A 17,545-nucleotide genomic window follows, 5' to 3' on the forward strand; every position below is an offset into this window, starting at 1 on the left:
TCTCACAGCTGGAATCAATCGGGTCTCGCGCACACGCTAGTCCGCCGGACCGGATACGCAGAACGCGGCGACAAGAGTCACCCCGCAGTACCGCCCGCGACCGGTCCGCGGTAGCGCAGGAACTCCGGGAAGCGCCACACCACGACCAGCGTCCCGACGATCACCGCGAGCCCGCCGAGGGTCGCGGTCAGCCCCGGGCCGACCGCCTCCGCGGTCGGCCCGTGCCACAGGTCGGCCAGCCGGGGGCCGCCGGCGACGACGACGATGAACACCCCCTGCATCCGGCCGCGCATCTCGTCGGTCGCGACCGTCTGCAGCATCGAGGACCGGTACACCGAGCTGACCAGGTCACCGGCGCCGGCGACGGCCAGCGCCAGCACCGCCAGGAACAGCGACCCGGTGAGGCCGAAGACGGCGACGCCGCCGCCCCACACGCAGATCGCGACGACGACGGCCACACCCTGCCGCCGCACCCGCTGCAGCCAGCCCGACAGCACCCCGCCGGCCACCATGCCCAGCGGGATCGCCGCGAACAGCAGCCCCTGCTCGATGCCGCCCTCGGCCGAGCCGCCGAACGTCGTCGCGGCCATCTCCGGGAACACCACCCGCGGCATCCCGAAGCCCATCGCGATCACGTCGACCAGGAACGACACCAGCAGGATCCGGTGCATGCCGACGTAGCGGAAGCCGTCGACCACGGCCCGCAGGCCGACCTTCTGCCGGTTGCCGCCGTCGGCGGGGGCCGAGCTGGGCAGCGGCGGCAGCCGCCAGGTCGCCCACAGCGTCGCGAGCAGCGCGATCGCGTCGATCAGGTAGAGCGTGGCCAGCCCGATCAGCGGGATCAGGATCCCGGCGAGCAGCGGCCCGAGCACCGCCCCGACCTGCACGACGGTCATGTTCAGCGCGTTCGCCGCGGGCAGCTGGTCGGGCGGGATCAGCCGCGGGATGACGGCGCTGCGGGTCGGCTGGTTCATCGCCAGCATCGCCGACTGGAGCGCGAACAGCACCAGCACGAACCAGACGTCGCCGGTTCCGGACGCCGCCACCACCCACAGCGCCAGCGAGGTCAGCGCGATGCCCGAGCCGGTGAACAGCAGCATCACGCGGCGGTCGACGGCGTCGGCGATCGCACCGCCCCACAGCCCGAACACCACGAGCGGGACCAGGCCGAACAGGCCGGTCAGCCCGACGTACGCCGAGGACCCGGTGAGCTCGTAGATCTGGATCGGGACGGCGACGACCGAGAGCTGCGCCCCGATGACGGTGACGATCCCGGCCAGCCAGAGCCGGCGGTAGGCCGGTGTCCGCAGCGGGGTCGTGTCGGCGAACGTCGACCGCACCAGGCCGGTCAGCCGTGCGGTCAGCGACCGGACCCGCGCGGTGGGGGCACCGGCCGTGGTCGTGGCCGTGTCCGCGTGGGCGGCAGTGTGGCCCGCCCCGTGGTCGGCCCCGTGACCGGCTCCGTGGCCTGCGGTGCGTGCGGTCGTCTCCTCCGCGGTGGTCTCGTTCAGCACGGGTCGCGTCGGCGAGTCCCGGTCCGGGCCCGGCACGGGTCGGGTGGGCCCGTCACCAGGATCGTTGCGCATGCTCACCGGCTCAGGTGTACACGGCGGGACGGTCGTGGCGCCTCGGGGTCACCCCCTACGGGGCGAGCCGGCGCACGGACCAGCTGTCGTCGTGACCGGCGTCGAACCGCAGACGGTCGTGCATGCGGTCCTCCCGCCCCTGCCAGAACTCGACCTGCCACGGCACGATCCGCCAGCCGCCCCAGTGCGGCGGGCGCGGGATCCGCTCGACCCCGTCGAACCGCGCCGTGATGCCGGCCAGTGCCTGGTCCAGGGCGGTACGCGCCCCGACGACCGTCGACTGGGCCGACGCCCACGCCCCCAGCTGGGAGCCGCGGGGGCGCAGCGCCCAGTAGGCGTCGGACTGGGCCTCCGAACAGCGCTCGACCCGGCCGGCCAGCTGGACCTGACGCTGCAGGTCGTACCAGGGGAAGGTCACCGCGGCGACCCGCGTGCGGTTCAGGTCGTGGCTCTTCGCGGACGTGTAGTTGGTGTAGAAGACGATCCCGCCCGCGTCGAGCCCCTTGCAGAGCACCGTGCGCGACGACGGCACGCCGTCGGGGTCGGCGGTGGCCAGCACCATCGCGTTCGGCTCGGCGAGCCCGGCCTCGCGGGCCTGCTCCAGCCAGGCGGCGAGCTGCTCGTGCCAGGTCGGGGCCAGATCCGCGACGTCGAACGGGTGAGCGGTGTAGTCGGTCCGCATCCGCTCCAGGGCCGGTGCGTCGGTCATGGGTTCCCCTTCCCCGCTGGTGTGGCTGCGACCGACGGTATGCGGCACCCCATCGGCCGTACACCCGCCGAACGGTCCTCCCGGCCGATCCCGGCGCCCGGTGCGGGACCGCTCCCGTTGCCGATCACCGTGACCGATCACACCGCACGGCCGCGTTGCCCGGCCGTGCCGCCCGGAGGAGGGTGACCGGCGACAAGGCGAGTCGAAGGAGACCCGGTGACCGAATCCCCCGCCCACGAGGTCCCGCCGCCCCCGCCGGGGTTCAGGTCGGGCCTGGAGGGGCACGTCGCGTTCCGCACCGAGATCGCCGAGCCGGACAAGGACGGCGGGGCGCTGCGCTACCGCGGCGTCGACCTCTCCGACCTCGCCGGCACGGTCACCTTCGGCGACGTCTGGGCGCTGCTGGTCGACGGCCGCTTCGGGCAGGGCCTGCCGCCGGCCGAGCCGTTCCCGATCCCGGTGCACACCGGCGACGTGCGGGTGGACGTCCAGGCCGCGCTCGCGATGCTGGCGCCCTACTGGGGCTACCGCCCGCTGCTCGACATCGACGACGCCGAGGCCCGCGACAACCTGGCCCGTGCCTCGGTGATGGCGCTGTCCTACGTGGCGCAGTCCGCCCGCGGCATCGGCGTCCCGGCCGTGCCGCAGGCCCGCATCGACGAGAGCTCCACGATCACCGAGCGGTTCATGACCCGCTGGCGGGGCGAGCCGGACCCGCGGCACGTCGCGGCCGTCGACGCCTACTGGGTCTCCGCCGCCGAGCACGGCATGAACGCCTCGACCTTCACCGCCCGCGTCATCGCCTCGACCGGGGCCGACGCCGCCGCCTCGCTGTCCGGGGCGATCGGTGCCATGTCCGGCCCGCTGCACGGCGGCGCGCCCGCCCGGGTGCTCCCGATGATCGACGAGGTCGAGCGGACCGGCGACGCCGCGGCACTGGTCACCGGCATCCTGGACCGCAAGGAGAAGCTGATGGGCTTCGGCCACCGGGTGTACCGGGCCGAGGACCCGCGGGCCCGCGTCCTGCGGCGCACCTGCCAGGAACTGGACGCACCCCGCTTCGAGGTGGCCGCCGAGCTGGAGCGGGCCGCGCTGTCGATCCTGCGCGAGCGCCGCCCGGACCGGCCGATCGAGACGAACGTCGAGTTCTGGGCCGCGGTCGTGCTCGACTTCGCCGAGGTGCCGCCGCACATGATGCCCGCGATGTTCACCTGCGCCCGTACCGCCGGCTGGTCCGCGCACATCATGGAGCAGAAGCGCGAGGGCAAGCTCGTCCGTCCGTCCGCGCAGTACATCGGGCCGGGCCCGCGCAACCCCGCTGACGTCGACGGCTGGACCGCCGCCGTCACGCACTGAGCCCCGGCCTCCGGGCTCGCCGGCCTCCCGAGCCCCGGGCACTCGAGCCCGAGCCCCGAACGCCGAGCCCGGAGCCCCCGAGGCCCGAGCCCCGAGGGGCACCCTCGTAGCGCCCTGTGCCCCGAGGGGCCCCCTCGGGGCGGTGCGCACGGCGCCCGGGGCAGTGCGGGCCACGCCTACCCGACGGGCCGGGCGCGGGGTCGACGGGACACCCGATCGTGATCGTTGTCCGATCAGCCGGCGGGCGCGGGCTCCGGTGCCCGCCGGCGACGGATCGCCAGGGACAGCCCGGCGGCGACCAGGCACAGCACCGCACCGCCGTACCACGCCGCGTCGTAGCTGCCCAGCGCGTCGCGGACGACCCCGGCGGTCAGCGCCGCGAACGCCGCCCCGATCTGGTGCGCGGCGAAGATCCAGCCGAACACGACCGCCGAGCGGGCCCCGAACGCCTCGCGGGCCAGCGCCATCGTCGGTGGCACGGTGGCCACCCAGTCCAGGCCGTAGAACACGACGAACGCGAGCATGCTGGCGTTCAGGTCGGTCCCGAACAGCGGTGGCAATGCGAACAGCGACACCCCGCGCAACGCGTAGTAGGCGCCCAACAGCAGGCGCGGGTCGATCCGGTCGGTGAGCCAGCCGGAGCAGACGGTGCCGACCAGATCGAAGACCCCGACCACGGCCAGCAGGGACGCGGCCGTCGTCGCGGGCATGCCGTGGTCGTGCGCGGCCGGCACGAAGTGCGACTGGACCAGCCCCGCGGTCGTCGCACCGCAGATGAAGAAGCCGACAGCGAGCAGCCAGAACGTCCGGGTGCCCGCGGCGTCGCGCAGCGCGCGCACGGCGAGCGCGGCCGCCCCCGAACGCTGGGGCACGACGACGTCGGCCTCGCTCCCGCCGTACGGGAGCACCCCGGCGTCGGCCGGGTGGTCGCGCAGGAACAGCAGTACCACCGGCACGACGGCGAGCGCCGCCCCCGCCGTGACCAGCGCCGCCGGGCGCCACCCGCCGGACTCGACGACGGCCGCGACCAGCGGGAGGAACACCAGCTGCCCGGTCGCGGTCGCCGCGGTCAGGATCCCGGACACCAGCCCGCGCCGGGCCACGAACCAGCGGTTCACCACCGTCGCGACCAGCGCCATCGCCATCGACCCGGTCCCGAGCCCGACGACCACGCCCCACAGCAGCACCAGCTGCCAGACCGCCGTCATGAACACGGTCGCCCCGGCGCCGGCCGCGACGAGCAGCAGCGCGCAGCTCACCACCCGCCGCACGCCGAAGCGCTCCATCAGCGCGGCCGCGAACGGCGCGGTGACGCCGAACAGCGTCAGGTTCACCGCGAGGGCGAACGAGATCGTCCCGATCGACCAGCCGAACTCGGCGTGCAGCGGCTCGACCAGGACGCCCGGTGTGGACCGGAACCCGGCCGCGCCGAGCAGCGCGAGGAACGTCGCCCCCGCCGCCCACCAGGCCGGGTGCACCCGGCGTTCACGTCCCGCTGCGCGCGGGGGTGCGTGCGTCATGCACCGAGCAAAGCACCGGGACGGGCGCCGACGACAGTGGCCGAAGCGACCACATGTGCAAAAATTCGGCCATGCCCACTGCATCGCCGCACCGGGTCGGGGTGCTCGCCGTCGACGGGGTGATCGCGTTCGAGGTGGCCATCCCGGACCGGATCCTCGGCACGACAACCGCGCCGGACGGCACCCCGCTCTACGACGTGCGGGTCGCCTCCCTCGACGGCGGGCCGGTCCGCACCAGCTCCGGCTACCGGCTGCTGCCCGAGCACGGGCCGGAGGTCCTGACCGGCGCCGACACCCTGGTCGTCCCGGCGGTCGCCGCCGGCGGCCCGGGCCCGGCCGGCCGCCCGGAGCGGGCCCCGGACGAGCGGGTGCTCGAGCTGGTCCGCGCCGCGGCGGCCTGCGGCCGGGTGGTTGCGATCTGCACCGGCGCGTTCGTCCTGGCCGCCGCCGGGGTGCTCGACGGCCGGCGCGCCACCACACACTGGGCGCACGCCGACCGGTTCCGCCACCGGTTCCCGCAGGTCCGGCTGGAGCCGGACGTGCTGTTCGTCGACGACGGCGACGTCCTCACCTCGGCCGGGGTCGCCGCCGGGATCGACCTGTGCCTGCACCTGGTACGCCGCGACCACGGCGCGGACGTGGCCGCGGCGACCGCCCGGCGCAACGTCGTCGCGCCGTGGCGGGAGGGCGGGCAGGCCCAGTTCGTCGAGCACCGGCTGCCGGACCCGGAGGGGCCGGACACCTCGGGTGCGCGCGCCTGGGCGGTGGCGCACCTCGACCGCTCACCCGGGGTGGAGGACCTGGCCGGACACGCGGCGATGAGCGTGCGGACCTTCACCCGGCGCTTCCGCGCGGAGACCGGCACCAGCCCGGGCCGGTGGCTCGCCGCGCGGCGCCTGGACCTCGTGCGACGACTGCTGGAGACCACCGACCTGCCGGTCGAGCAGGTCGCCGCCCGGGCCGGCTTCGGCACGACCGCGGCCCTGCGCCACCGGCTGCACACCGAGATCGGGATGTCGCCGCTGGCGTACCGGCGCGCGCACCGGGCCCCCTCCGCCTGACCGGGCGCTCCCGCACCCGGTCCGGGTGTGGCCCGGAGCACCGTCGGGTCCGCGGGTCCGCGCGGTACTGCGACACTGGTCGTCGTGACCTCTCCTGCCGATCTGAAGATTCCCGCCGATCTCCTGCCCTCGGACGGCCGCTTCGGATGCGGTCCCTCCAAGGTGCGCACCGAGCAGCTGTCCGCGCTCGCCGCGACCGGGGACTCGCTGCTGGGCACGTCGCACCGGCAGAAGCCGGTGAAGAACCTGGTGGGACGGGTGCGGGCCGGCCTGTCCGAGCTGTTCTCCCTGCCCGACGGCTACGAGGTCGTCCTGGGCAACGGCGGGTCGACCGCCTTCTGGGACGCCGCCGCGTTCGGCCTGGTCCGGGAGCGCTCGCTGCACCTGACCTACGGCGAGTTCTCGCAGAAGTTCGCCGACACGACGCGGGGGGCGCCGTTCCTGGCCGACCCGGTGGTCGTCTCCGCGGAGCCGGGCAGCGCCCCGGCCCCGACGAGCGACCCGTCGGTGGACCTGATCGCCTGGGCGCACAACGAGACCTCGACCGGTGTCGCGGTGCCAGTGAACCGGCCCAAGGACACGACCGGCGACCAGCTCGTCGCGATCGACGCGACCTCCGGGGCCGGTGGGCTGCCGGTCGACATCGCGCAGTCCGACGTCTACTACTTCGCCCCGCAGAAGGGCTTCGCCTCCGACGGTGGCCTGTTCATCGCGCTGATGAGCCCGAAGGCGCTGGAGCGCGTCGCCGAGCTGGCGTCCTCCGACCGCTGGATCCCGCCGTTCCTGTCGCTGGCCACGGCGGTCGACAACTCGGGCAAGGACCAGACGTACAACACCCCGTCCGTCGCCACGCTGTTCCTGCTCGCCGACCAGATCGACTGGCTGAACGGGCTCGGCGGGCTCGACGGCGCGGTCGCGCGCACCCGCGACTCGTCGGAGCGGCTGTACTCCTGGGCGGAGAAGAGCTCGTTCGCGCGGCCGTTCGTGACCGACCCGGCACTGCGCAGCCTGGTCGTCGGCACGATCGACTTCGACGACGCGGTCGACGCCGCCGCGGTGGCCACGGTCCTGCGGGCGAACGGGATCGTCGACACCGAGCCGTACCGCAAGCTCGGCCGCAACCAGCTGCGGGTCGGGATGTTCCCGGCGGTCGAGCCGGCCGACGTCTCGGCGCTGACCGCGAGCATCGACTGGATCGTGGAGCGGCTGGCCTCCTGACCCGTCCCGCCGGCCGGGTCCCGCGTCGTCCGCGGGGCCCGGCCGACGTGTATCCGGGCCCGGTCCGGATCCCGGGCGGACCACGGGTTGCCTCGGATTCCGATCTTGTTGCCGGATCGATAGCAACTCGTCGTAGTCACACCAGTAACATCAGCCCCAATCTCACCGACAGCAACGCCTCATGGGAGTGTGCGTACGGTGCGTGACACCACTCGCGGGTCCCACGGCCAGGTGGGACTGACCGACCAGGCGGAACTCGCCCGGCGCGCCTCACCCGGCGCGGAGTCGTAGGGATCTACCGTCACCCGGACGGGGACGACAGCAGGAGGTCGATCGATGCGCGCGTTGCGGGTCGTGGGGGTGACCGGGGACGGCTCGGTCGTCCTCGAGGACCCGGGACGTCGAGAGCGCTACACCGTTCCGGCCGACGAGCAGCTGCGCGCGGCGGCCCGTGGTGACGTCACCCGGCTCGGCCAGATCGCGATCGAGTTGGAGAGCCAGTTGCGCCCACGGGAGATCCAGGCCCGCATCCGGGGCGGCGCGTCGGTGGACGAGGTCGCCGCAGCGGCGGGCGTCCCGACCCAGAAGATCGAGCGCTTCGCCTACCCGGTGCTCCTCGAACGCTCACGCACTGCCGAACTCGCCCAGGGCGCGCACCCGCAGCGTGCCGACGGCCCCGACTCGCGCACCCTCGGCGAGACGGTCGCCCACACCTTCGGCCTGCGCAGCCAGGACTACACGACCGCAGGCTGGGACTCCTGGAAGGGCGACGACGGCAAGTGGATCGTCGCCCTCAACTGGCAGACCGGGCGGTCCGACAACGCCGCACACTGGTCGTTCCAGCCCGGGGCGCACGGTGGCACCGTCGTCCCGCTCGACGAGCACGCCTCCGACCTGGTCGAGGGCCTGCCCGCGCGTCCGCTGCGCCCGATCGGCGCCGTCGTCGACATCGCGCGGGACGACAGCGCCCGGGACGAGGAGCAGGAGCCCGCACCGTCCGAGCCGGCCACCGCGGCGCCCGCCCGGGCCGTCGCCGGTGGGCAGGCGCCCCCGCCCACGGAGTCCTGGGCCGGACGCGGCGCCACCGCACCCGAGCAGCGCCGGCCGAGCCCGCCGCCCCGACCCCGGGTGGACACGCCCGCGCGCGGCTCGCGCGTCGACGGCACCCGCGCACCGGCCGCCGACGCGCCGGTGATCCCGCGGGTGGACACGCCCGCCGAGCAGGAGCCGGCCGGTAGCACCGCGCCGGACACGGACGCCCCGGGGCGGACCGGCTCCGACAGCGCAACCGACGGGCACACGCCCGCGCTCGACAGCGTCGCGCCGGCGACCGAGGACAGCGCGCGCACCGGCGCACCGGCCACCGGCGCCTCCGCCACGACCGGTGGTTCGCACAGCAGTGCCGCCCCGGCTCCGGCCGACACAGCGGCCGCGGACACCGCCGCGCCCTCCGCCGACACCGGCACCGCACCCACCGGCGGGACCGCTGCCGTCGAGGGCGGACCGTCCGGTACAGCGGTCACCGACACCGACACCGCGACCGGGGCCACCGGCGCCGCGTCGGACACCACCCGCTCGACGCCCGCCACTGTGCCGGGCAACGATGCGTCCGGACACGCCGACGCGGAGTCCCGCGGAACCGAGGGCGGCACCGCGAGCCGCACCGTCGCCGGCGACAGCACCACGACTCACAACACCGCAGCTCACGACACCGCGGGCAGCGGTTCGGCTCCAGCCGGCGCGACGACCGGCCACTCCGGCGACGGGCTCCCGGCGGGCGGCACCGCACCGAGCGGGTCGGCCGCCGCGAACGACACCGCTCCGGCCGACACCACCCCCGACAGCGCAGCTTCGGACAACGCCGCTTCGAGCAACGCCCTCACCGGCAGCGCCGGCTCAAGCAACACCGCAACCGGCAGCGCCGACTCGAGCAACGCCGTCACCGGCAGCGCCGATTCGAACACAGCCGACTCGAACACGGCCGACTCGAACACCACAGCCTCCGGCAGTGCCGACGCGGACCACACGGTCCCGGCCGACGCCGCCGCAGACAGTGCCTCGTCGAGCGCGGCCCCATCGAGCAGCGCCCCGTCAAGCAGCGCCCCGTCCGACGGTGCTGTCTCGGGCACGGCCGCCTCCCCGGCAGGCACCGACTCGGTTGACGCCGGCTCGGACGACACCGCCGACCCGACCGGCCCTCTCCCGGGCGACACCATTTCGGACAACGCCGGCTCGGGCAGCGCTCGTTCGGACGTTGATCGCTCGGCCACCAGCGCTGCCGACTCGGACAGCGCGCCGGCGAGCGACTCCGCCCCGGACCGCACCGGCACACCGGACACCGGCGCCGCGGCGGACGACTCCGGAGCCGCCTCGACGACGGGTACGACCGGCACGGCCCCGCAGCAGCGGTCGTCCTCCGAGAACGAGGACGTGGCCACGAGCGGCGACGAGGCGCCCGCGGGTTCCGACACGGACACCGCCGCCGCTCGGGACGGTGTTGACCAGGCCCCCAAGAACGACGCAGAGCAGCAGGCCACCGCACAGCAGGACGCCGAGCAGCAGGACACCGGGAAGCAGGAAGCCGAGGAGCCCGCGGCGCGCCCGCGTGGGGGCGCCGGGTCCCGCCGGACCAAGAAGGGCAAGCCGGTCATGCCGTCCTGGGACGAGGTCCTCCTCGGCGTACGCGGCCAGCGCTGACGCCGGAGGGCTCAGCCCCCGCCGGTCACCGCGTGGAACGCCACGGCCGCGGCCGTGGCGACGTTCAACGAGTCCACGCCGCCCGCCATCGGGATCCGTACCCGACGGTCGGCGGCGGCCAGCGCCTCGTCGGTCAGGCCGGGCCCCTCCGCACCGAGCAGCAGCGCGACCTTCTCCCCCGTCAGGTTCGCCGTCGCGAGCGGTTCGGCGTCCGGGGCCGGGGTCAACGCGACCACGCTGAACCCGGCATCACGCAGCGTGTCCAGCGACGCCGGCCAGCCACCCGCCAACCGGGTGAACGGCACGCGCAGGACGTGGCCCATCGACACCCGGACGCTGCGCCGGTACAGGGGGTCCGAACAGCCCGGCCCGAGCAGCAGCGCGTCGACCCCCAGCGCCGCCGCGTTGCGGAACAGCGAGCCGAGGTTCTCGTGGTCGCCGACGCCCTCGCACACCGCGACCGACCGCGCGCCCGCCAGCAGTCCGGTGAGATCGGGTGCAGCCGCCCGGTCGGCCACCGCCAGGACACCCCGGTTGAGGTGGAAACCGACCGCACGGGCCATCGTGTCCGCGTCGGTGGCGTAAGCGGGTACGTCCAGACGGGCCAGGTCACCGGAGAGCTCCTCCAGCCGTCGCGGGACCCCCAGCAGCGACCGGACCGGGTACGGGGAGTCCAGCAGCCGTCGTACGACCACGACACCCTCCGCGATCACCAGCCCGCGCCCGCCCGGGCGATCCGGACGGCGGTCGGCGGTGGTGAGGTCGCGGTAGTCGTCGATGCGGGGGTCGTCGGGATCGTCGACCGCGGTGAGGATGGCCACGGCTACCGATCGTCCCACGTCATAAACCGCTCGCCGCTCCTGGTCGCCCTTTCAGCCGGTACCGCCCGGACCAGCGATATGACACGGTGTAATGCCGTCTCCCTCGAACCGGGCCTCCGGCCGGGTGAGGAGGCGCTCCCCGTTCGATGGAGGTCGGTTCTCGCATGGGCCAGGTGGTCGACCGGACGACGTTCACCCGGCGCGACCGCCAGCGGTACCGGATCAAAGTGCAGCGCTGCCTGGACTCGCTCGAGGAACTGCTCCGGACCTACCCGTTCCCCGAGACCGAGCCGATGACCGGCGTGGAGATCGAGTTCAACCTCGTCGACCCGCAGCTGGCACCGTCGCTGAACGGCCTCGACGTCCTGGAGACGATCAACAGCGGTGAGTGGCAGACCGAGCTCGGCCGCTGGAACCTGGAGCTGAACCTGCCGCCCCGGCCGCTGCCGGGCGACCAGTGGCGCCAGCTGGAGCACGAGCTGCTGGACCTGCTCGCCGGGGCCGGCGCCAAGGCCGGTGATCTGCACACCCAGCTCGCGATGATCGGGATCCTGCCGACCCTCGACGTCGGGCACATGGTCGGCGAGGCGATCTCCCCGGAGGAGCGCTACCAGGCGCTCAACGACCAGATGCTCAACGCGCGCGGCGAGCCGGTCCGGATCGACATCACCGGCTGCGACCCGGACGAGCGGATCAACGCCGACTTCGAGACGATCATCCCGGAGGCGGCCTGCACCTCCATGCAGCTGCACCTGCAGGTCGCGCCGTCGGACTTCGGCCGGTACTGGAACGCCGCCCAGTGCCTGTCCGGCGTCCAGCTCGGACTCGGCGCGAACTCGCCGTTCCTGCTCGGCTCGCAGCTGTGGGCCGAGACCAGGATCCCGCTGTTCGAGCAGGCCTGCGACGTCCGGACCCCCGAGTTCCACAACCAGGGCGTACGCCCGCGGGTCTGGTTCGGCGAGCGCTGGATCGATTCGGTCCTGGACCTGTTCTCCGAGAACGCCCGCTACTTCCCGGCGCTGATGCCGCTCACCACCGACATCGATCCCGCCGCCCAGATGCGTGAGCACGGGTTCCCGGAGCTGCCGGAGCTGACCCTGCACAACGGCACGATCTGGCGCTGGAACCGGCCGATCTACGACAGCACCGGGCGGACCCCGCACGTCCGGCTGGAGAACCGGGTGCTGCCCGCGGGCCCGACGACCGTCGACATGGTCGCCAACGCCCTGTTCTTCTACGGGCTGCTGCGCACCCTGGTCGAGTCCGACGAGGAGCTGTGGCGGTCGGTGTCCTTCGAGGCGGCCCGGGAGAACTTCCGCACCGCCGCCCGGCACGGGATGGACGCTCCCCTCTACTGGCCCGGTACCGGCTGGATCCGGCCGGACGAGCTGACGTTGCGCAAGCTGCTCCCGCTGGCACACGAGGGGCTCGCACGCTGGGGGGTCGGCAGCGCGGTCTGCGACCGCTACCTGACCGTGATCGAACGCCGCTGCGTGACCCGGCAGACCGGGGCGTCCTGGCAGATCGGCACGGTCGCCGCCCTGGAGGACCGCGGCGCGGACCGGTTCACGGCGCTGCACGGGATGCTGGAGCGCTACCTGTGCCACTCCGCGGCCAACGAGCCGGTGCACTCCTGGGACCTCCCGGGCTGAGGGCGGGGCCGCGTCCGCGGCCGTCCGTGCCGGGGTGTCTTCGCCATCGCGAAGGCGCTCGCCCGAGCCCGCCCGCCGGGCCCGCTGCGTTCCTACCGTCGGTGATCGCGCGACCCGCCCCGGGCGCGCGGCCCGGGACGGAGGGACATGTCCGCGCACCAGCACCGCACCGATCCGGCCGGTGATCCCGGCCCGCGTCGATGACGCGGGCGGCGGCGATGTCCCCGTTCCGCCTGTTCGGTCGCCGCGCCCGGCCCGCCGGCGACGAGCCCGACCCGTGGCTCGACGACCCGGCCCCCGCCACCGCCCACTCCGCCGCGGCGCCCGGCCCCGCCGCGTCGGCGCGGACCGGTCCCCCGGGGCATCCGGGGGCAGCGCCCACCGGTCCGCCCGGCCATGCCGCAGCAGCGCCCGGCCGCCCGGCACCGGCCGGTACCGGCGACTCCCCGGCCGCGTGGGCCGCGGCCCCCGCCGGACCCGCGACGACCGCGGCACGGCCCTCGCTGTGGACGGCGCAGCGGCCGCCGCAGGGTGAGCCGGCCGAACCGGAGCCGGTCACGGACCCGTTCGGTTTCGCGCCGGTCCCCCCGCCGCGACCTCGTACCGACGACCCCTCCGCGGGCTGGGCCCCTCGATCCCCCGGCGGCGAGCAGGTCGTGGCGCACCGGACGGGGCAGCCACCGGCGCCGCGCCGGGCCTCGGCGGTCGACGAGCCCGACGACGCGGGCCGGGTGGTCCGCACCGGCGGACACGCGGCTCCGCCCGCTCCCACCGGGGCCGGGTACGCGGCCCGGCAGGCCGGCCGCACCGCACCGTCGCTCACCGACGGGGCCGACCACGCGGGGCCACCGGCGACCGGCGTGACCGACACGGGCACGGCGCCGGAACGTCGCGCCTCCGACCACGCGGCACCATCGACAACCGGCGAGGCTGAGGACGCGACGCCGCCGACGAGCCACACCACGAGCAGGGCGACACCGCGCAGCGCCGGTGCCGGGTACGTGGCACCGCCGGCACCGGCCGCCTGCCGTCCCGACCCCGGCGCCCCCTCGACGGCCGACGCGACCGAGGACGAGACCGCCCCGACGGCCCCGGCGGCGGATCCCCCGGACGGGATCGACCCCGCCGAGGCGTCCGCGCTGGCCGGGGCGTTCGCCGCCGACCTGCTCTCCTGGGACGAGGACGACCCCGCGCGACGGGGCCGGGCCCTCGGCACCCACCTGGCGTCCCCGGAGGGCGCCGCGCTGCTCGGGTGGACCGGGACCGGCCGCCAGCGGGCCGACCTGGTGCTGCCGGGCCGGGTCCGCCCCGACGGGGACCGGGTGCACGTCGACGTCCGGGTACGGGTCGTCCCGTACCGCCGGGTCGACGCCCGCACGCCGGGCGCTCCCGAGCCCGAGCCGACGAACCCCCTCGGCGGGCCGGCCGCCGCACCGGCACCGGCGGCGCGCGGCTGGCGCGGGCTGGGCGCCCGGTGGGTACGCCTCGAGGTCGCCGTCGTCCGGACGGGCGGTCGGCTCGTGGTCGACGCCGAACCGGTGGGTGACCCGTCCGGCCCCTCCCCGGCGGCCCTCGCCGGCCGCGCACCGGGCCGGTCGCGGTGACCCCGGCCCGCCGGGTCCCGGCCGTCGGTGGTCTCGCGGGCGGGGTCGGGACGACGACCGTCGCCCGCGCCCTGCACGCCCAGGACCTCGGCGTCGTCACCGGGGCCGATCCGGTCCCGGACGTGCTGCTCTGCCGGGCGACGGCCGCGGGCCTGGCCGCTGCGTCCCGGGTCGCCCCGGGCCAGGGGCCGGATCGGCCGGTCCTGGCGGTGCTCCCGCTCTCCACGGATCCGGACGGCGTCGATGCCGCGGCCGCCGGGACCGGGTGGGCCGCCGTCGTCGTCCTGCCCCTCGTCCCGGCGTGGACCCGTACACCCGATCCGTGGTCGGAGGCGGCCGCGGTACTGAGCGCACCGCGCCCGTCCACCGCCGTCCGCCGGTACGCCGAGGCCCTCGGGCGGATCGTCACCGCGCTGAGCGCCGGGGAGCGGCTCACCCGCCCGCTCGTCCCGCGGCAGCGCGGGCCGCTGCGCCCGCTGCGCGGTGTGGTGCTGCGGCCCGGGCCGGGGTGGTGAGCGCCGTGCGTGCCCTGCTCACCGTGCGGGTCCTGGTCACCGTGCTCGCCGTGGTCACCGCGCTGCTCGTCGCGGCTCCCACCGCCGCCGGGGCCGCCCCGGATCCATCCGGTGTGGACCCGGCCGCGGTGCCCGACGCGGCCCGGCCACACCTTGCGCTGGTCACCGAGCTCACCGCGGACGGCTGCCCGGAGCTGCCGCCCGCCTGGGTCGTCGCCCAGATCCAGGCCGAGTCGGGCTGGGACCCTCGGCTGCGGACCGGCGCCGCGGCCGGCCTGCTGCAGGTCTCCGAGCGGACCTGGGTCGCGGCCGGCGGTGCCCCGTGGCCGGATCCCGCGCTGACCGATCCGGCCGCGCACCTGCGGGTCGTCGTGCCGTGGCTGTGTTCGACCCTGCGCGCCGCTGCCGGCTACCTGGCGACGACGCCGAAGGCCGTCCCGGTGCTCGACGCGATGCTCGTCTGTCACCTCGCCGGCTGCCGCCGGGTGACCGGCTCCGCCTCCGGGGTGCCCGGGCCCGGGGAGGCCGGCTGCACGCAGGCCTGTGCGGCAGCGGTGCGGCGCTACCTCGACGCGGTGCACGACCTCGTCGGCAGCTACGCGCCCGACGCGCCCCCGGCCGACGACCGGAACCGCGCCCCCGCTCCCGCACCCGCCGCGACACCGGCCGACCCGGCGGCGGCACCCGCACCGGCCTGGACCGGCGGGCCGACGGCGTGCGACCGCCCCGACCCCGTCCGGTCCGGCGGCTGCCTCACCGGCGCCACCGCGCACGGCCTCGCCGCGGCGCAGCAGGTCTTCGACCCCGTCCTCGACAGCGTCGGCTGCTGGGACGAGCACGCCCAGAACCCGCGCTCGGACCATCCGAAGGGACGCGCATGCGATCTGTTCACCGGCCCGGCGGGCCGCTTCGCCGACGGCGCGGACCTCGACGAGGGCTGGCGGGTCGCCCGCTGGTTCGCCGCCAACGCCGACGCGCTCTCGGTGCGCTACCTGATCTGGCAGGGCCGCTACTGGGATCCCTCGGTCCGCGACGACGGCACCGGCTGGGGCCGGCGCTACACCGGCGGCGGGGTCTACGACACCTCCGACCCGACCGGCGGGCACTACGACCACGTGCACGTCAGCTTCGCGGAATGACGCCGTGAACCGCGGCGCGCTGCCCGGCCGCGGCCCGGTACTGCTGGTCCTCGCCGCCGTCCTGGTCGCTCCGCTCGCGCTGCTGCTGCCCGGCTCCCGCCCGGAGCCGCCCGCGCCCGCCGTGCTGACCTCGGCCGACCGGGCCGCGATCGGCGAGCCGGGACCTGCGCGGGGCCCCGACCCGGCACCACCACGGGCCGTCCCCGCGGCACCGGCCGCGGTCGCCCGGGCCTACCTGCGGGCGGCCCACGCGGCCGGGCCGGACGACGCCGGGCGCACCCGCCGCGACGCCGTCCCCTTCGCCGAGCCGGGCAGCCCGGCCGCCGTCGGCGCACCGGTGCTCGACCCGCCACGGCCCGGGGAGCGCCGGCTCGCCGAGGTCGGCGAGCCGGCACCGGCGGGCCACGACCCGGTCCGCGGGCGCGCGGCGTTCGTGGCCGAGATCCGCACGAGCACCGCGGCACCGGGCGCCGTGCCGCGCGTCGAACGGTGGCGCACCCGGGTGGTGCTGCACCGCGGCCCGGACGGTGACTGGCTGGTCCACACCGATACCGCGATCACCCCGGACACGCCCGACGTGGACGACTGACCTTCGAGGAGCGGGCGATGAGCGCCGACGAGCTGGAAGAACTGATCCGCAGGCTGGTGGCCCAGGGGGTGACGGTGCTGCTGTTCGTGCTCGGGCCGGCCGGGGAGCCGGTGGCGGTGGCGCCGGGTCCGGGCGCGGCGTCCCCGCCGGCCACCGGGCAGGACGACCGGCAGCGGGACCGGCCGTCCCTCGATCTCGACCGTGATCCTCCGGTCTCACCCGACGAGCCCGTGGCACCCGACGACGACAGCCCCGCCACCCCCACCACCCCCGCCGACCCGGTCGGGTCCCCCGGCCCGGCACCATCGGAGGACGGCACCACCTCGGGAGGAGGGGACGTGACGATCGAGGGCACCACCGCCGCCGCGACCCAGGGCTGGGGCGAGCCCGTCCGCACCGACGACTTCACCGACGGCACATCCGGGTGGAGCATCTACGACGGCCCCGGCCACGCCGGCAACGGCCGCCGCACACCCGACGCGGTGAGCGTGCGCGACGGCGTACTCACGATCACCGGTGACAGCGCGGGCAACACCGCCGGGATGGCCTGGACCGCCGGCAGCCGGCAGTACGGCCGCTGGGAGGGCCGGGTGCGGGCCCCGGCCTCCGACCCGTCGTACAACGCGTTACTGCTGCTCTGGCCGACCGCGGAGAACTTCCCGGAGGGCGGCGAGATCGACTTCATGGAGATGATGGACCCGTCCCGGCAGACGACCAACATCTTCGTCCACTACGGGGCGGACAACTCCCAGATCGACGGCTCGGTCGACATCGACGGCACCGGCTGGCACAACTGGGCCGTCGAGTGGACCCCGGAACGGATCACCGCCTACGTCGACGGGGAGCCGTGGTTCGAGACGACCGACCCGACGGTCCAGCCGCCGGGCCCGATGCACCTGTGCATCCAGCTCGACTGGTTCCCGAAGGGCGGATCGGTGCAGGAGTCGACGATGCAGGTCGACTGGGTCCGCCAGTACGCACTCGACGGCGCGAACCCGGGCTGAGACCGGACCCGGGGTTTCTCAGCGCCACCACAGGCGTCCCCTCCTAGCGTGTCGCCCGTCCACGATCAGCGAGG

14 protein-coding genes are annotated in these 17,545 nt (G+C 75.5%); 10 read left to right on the forward strand and 4 right to left on the reverse strand.

The genetic code is table 11. The features are described 5' to 3' along the window. Positions 1-77 precede the first annotated feature (77 nt). Both BM093_RS23155 and pdxH read right to left on the reverse strand, forming a co-directional pair. Positions 78-1,586, reverse strand: a complete 1,509-nt coding sequence (locus BM093_RS23155; RefSeq protein ID WP_245773740.1) for an MFS transporter — start codon at positions 1,584-1,586, stop codon at positions 78-80. 55 nt (positions 1,587-1,641) lie between these two features. Further along, the gene (gene pdxH / locus BM093_RS23160) at positions 1,642-2,295 is read right to left on the reverse strand and encodes a pyridoxamine 5'-phosphate oxidase (RefSeq protein WP_093349111.1); all 654 of its coding nucleotides are present in this window, start codon (positions 2,293-2,295) and stop codon (positions 1,642-1,644) included. 216 nt (positions 2,296-2,511) lie between these two features. On the opposite strand from pdxH, the gene BM093_RS23165 reads away from it, so the two are divergent. Further along, complete coding sequence (locus BM093_RS23165) at positions 2,512-3,651, forward strand: citrate synthase 2 (protein WP_093349116.1); 1,140 nt, start codon at positions 2,512-2,514, stop codon at positions 3,649-3,651. Positions 3,652-3,884: 233 nt separating this feature from the next. On the opposite strand, the gene BM093_RS23170 is transcribed toward BM093_RS23165, so the two are convergent. Next, positions 3,885-5,171 (reverse strand): MFS transporter, encoded by a 1,287-nt coding sequence (locus BM093_RS23170; RefSeq protein WP_093349120.1) that lies wholly within the window; start codon positions 5,169-5,171, stop codon positions 3,885-3,887. Positions 5,172-5,242: 71 nt separating this feature from the next. On the opposite strand from BM093_RS23170, the gene BM093_RS23175 reads away from it, so the two are divergent. The 3 genes from BM093_RS23175 to sepH all read left to right on the forward strand — a co-directional run bounded on the left by BM093_RS23175 (position 5,243) and on the right by sepH (position 10,147). Beyond that, the gene (locus tag BM093_RS23175) at positions 5,243-6,232 is read left to right on the forward strand and encodes a GlxA family transcriptional regulator (protein ID WP_093349125.1); all 990 of its coding nucleotides are present in this window, start codon (positions 5,243-5,245) and stop codon (positions 6,230-6,232) included. 84 nt (positions 6,233-6,316) lie between these two features. Continuing rightward, the gene (serC, locus tag BM093_RS23180) at positions 6,317-7,450 is read left to right on the forward strand and encodes a phosphoserine transaminase (protein WP_093349311.1); all 1,134 of its coding nucleotides are present in this window, start codon (positions 6,317-6,319) and stop codon (positions 7,448-7,450) included. A 336-nt stretch (positions 7,451-7,786) separates the two neighbouring features. Then, positions 7,787-10,147, forward strand: a complete 2,361-nt coding sequence (sepH, locus tag BM093_RS36730) for a septation protein SepH (protein ID WP_218162890.1) — start codon at positions 7,787-7,789, stop codon at positions 10,145-10,147. An 11-nt stretch (positions 10,148-10,158) separates the two neighbouring features. Here the strand turns inward: sepH and BM093_RS23190 are convergent, their stop codons facing one another. Beyond that, complete coding sequence (locus BM093_RS23190) at positions 10,159-10,968, reverse strand: TrmH family RNA methyltransferase (protein WP_093349129.1); 810 nt, start codon at positions 10,966-10,968, stop codon at positions 10,159-10,161. Positions 10,969-11,114: 146 nt separating this feature from the next. On the opposite strand from BM093_RS23190, the gene BM093_RS23195 reads away from it, so the two are divergent. The 6 genes from BM093_RS23195 (at position 11,115) to BM093_RS23220 (ending at position 17,471) form a co-directional block, all read left to right on the forward strand. After that, a complete protein-coding gene (locus BM093_RS23195; RefSeq protein ID WP_093349133.1) occupies positions 11,115-12,620 on the forward strand; it encodes a glutamate-cysteine ligase family protein in 1,506 nt (501 codons plus the stop codon). 218 nt (positions 12,621-12,838) lie between these two features. Further along, positions 12,839-14,224 carry a hypothetical protein gene (locus tag BM093_RS23200; protein ID WP_143105494.1) on the forward strand — a complete coding sequence of 462 codons (1,386 nt, stop codon included), beginning with the start codon at positions 12,839-12,841 and terminating at the stop codon, positions 14,222-14,224. Then, entirely contained in the window at positions 14,221-14,739 is a 519-nt protein-coding gene (locus BM093_RS36110) for a hypothetical protein (RefSeq protein WP_093349142.1), read from the forward strand. Before BM093_RS23200 ends, BM093_RS36110 begins: the two co-directional genes overlap by 4 nt. Positions 14,740-14,744: 5 nt before the next feature. Continuing rightward, positions 14,745-15,878 (forward strand): VldE C-terminal domain-containing protein, encoded by a 1,134-nt coding sequence (locus BM093_RS23210; protein ID WP_143105496.1) that lies wholly within the window; start codon positions 14,745-14,747, stop codon positions 15,876-15,878. Between the two features lie 4 nt (positions 15,879-15,882). Continuing rightward, on the forward strand, positions 15,883-16,467 hold the full coding sequence (locus BM093_RS23215) for a hypothetical protein (protein ID WP_093349152.1): 585 nt from the start codon (positions 15,883-15,885) through the stop codon (positions 16,465-16,467). A gap of 17 nt (positions 16,468-16,484) precedes the next feature. Further along, complete coding sequence (locus BM093_RS23220) at positions 16,485-17,471, forward strand: family 16 glycosylhydrolase (protein ID WP_093349157.1); 987 nt, start codon at positions 16,485-16,487, stop codon at positions 17,469-17,471. Positions 17,472-17,545 lie beyond the last annotated feature (74 nt).

Origin of the sequence: Pseudonocardia ammonioxydans (genome assembly GCF_900115005.1) — a bacterium.
Classification (GTDB): domain Bacteria; phylum Actinomycetota; class Actinomycetes; order Mycobacteriales; family Pseudonocardiaceae; genus Pseudonocardia; species Pseudonocardia ammonioxydans.

Coding starts and splice junctions, on each gene's coding strand:
- BM093_RS23155 (WP_245773740.1), bottom strand. CDS start 1,586: ATGCGCAACGATCCTGGTGACGGGCCCACCCGACCCGTGCCGGGCCCG.
- pdxH (WP_093349111.1), bottom strand. CDS start 2,295: ATGACCGACGCACCGGCCCTGGAGCGGATGCGGACCGACTACACCGCT.
- BM093_RS23170 (WP_093349120.1), bottom strand. CDS start 5,171: ATGACGCACGCACCCCCGCGCGCAGCGGGACGTGAACGCCGGGTGCAC.
- BM093_RS23175 (WP_093349125.1), top strand. CDS start 5,243: ATGCCCACTGCATCGCCGCACCGGGTCGGGGTGCTCGCCGTCGACGGG.
- sepH (WP_218162890.1), top strand. CDS start 7,787: ATGCGCGCGTTGCGGGTCGTGGGGGTGACCGGGGACGGCTCGGTCGTC.
- BM093_RS23195 (WP_093349133.1), top strand. CDS start 11,115: ATGGAGGTCGGTTCTCGCATGGGCCAGGTGGTCGACCGGACGACGTTC.
- BM093_RS23200 (WP_143105494.1), top strand. CDS start 12,839: ATGTCCCCGTTCCGCCTGTTCGGTCGCCGCGCCCGGCCCGCCGGCGAC.
- BM093_RS23220 (WP_093349157.1), top strand. CDS start 16,485: ATGAGCGCCGACGAGCTGGAAGAACTGATCCGCAGGCTGGTGGCCCAG.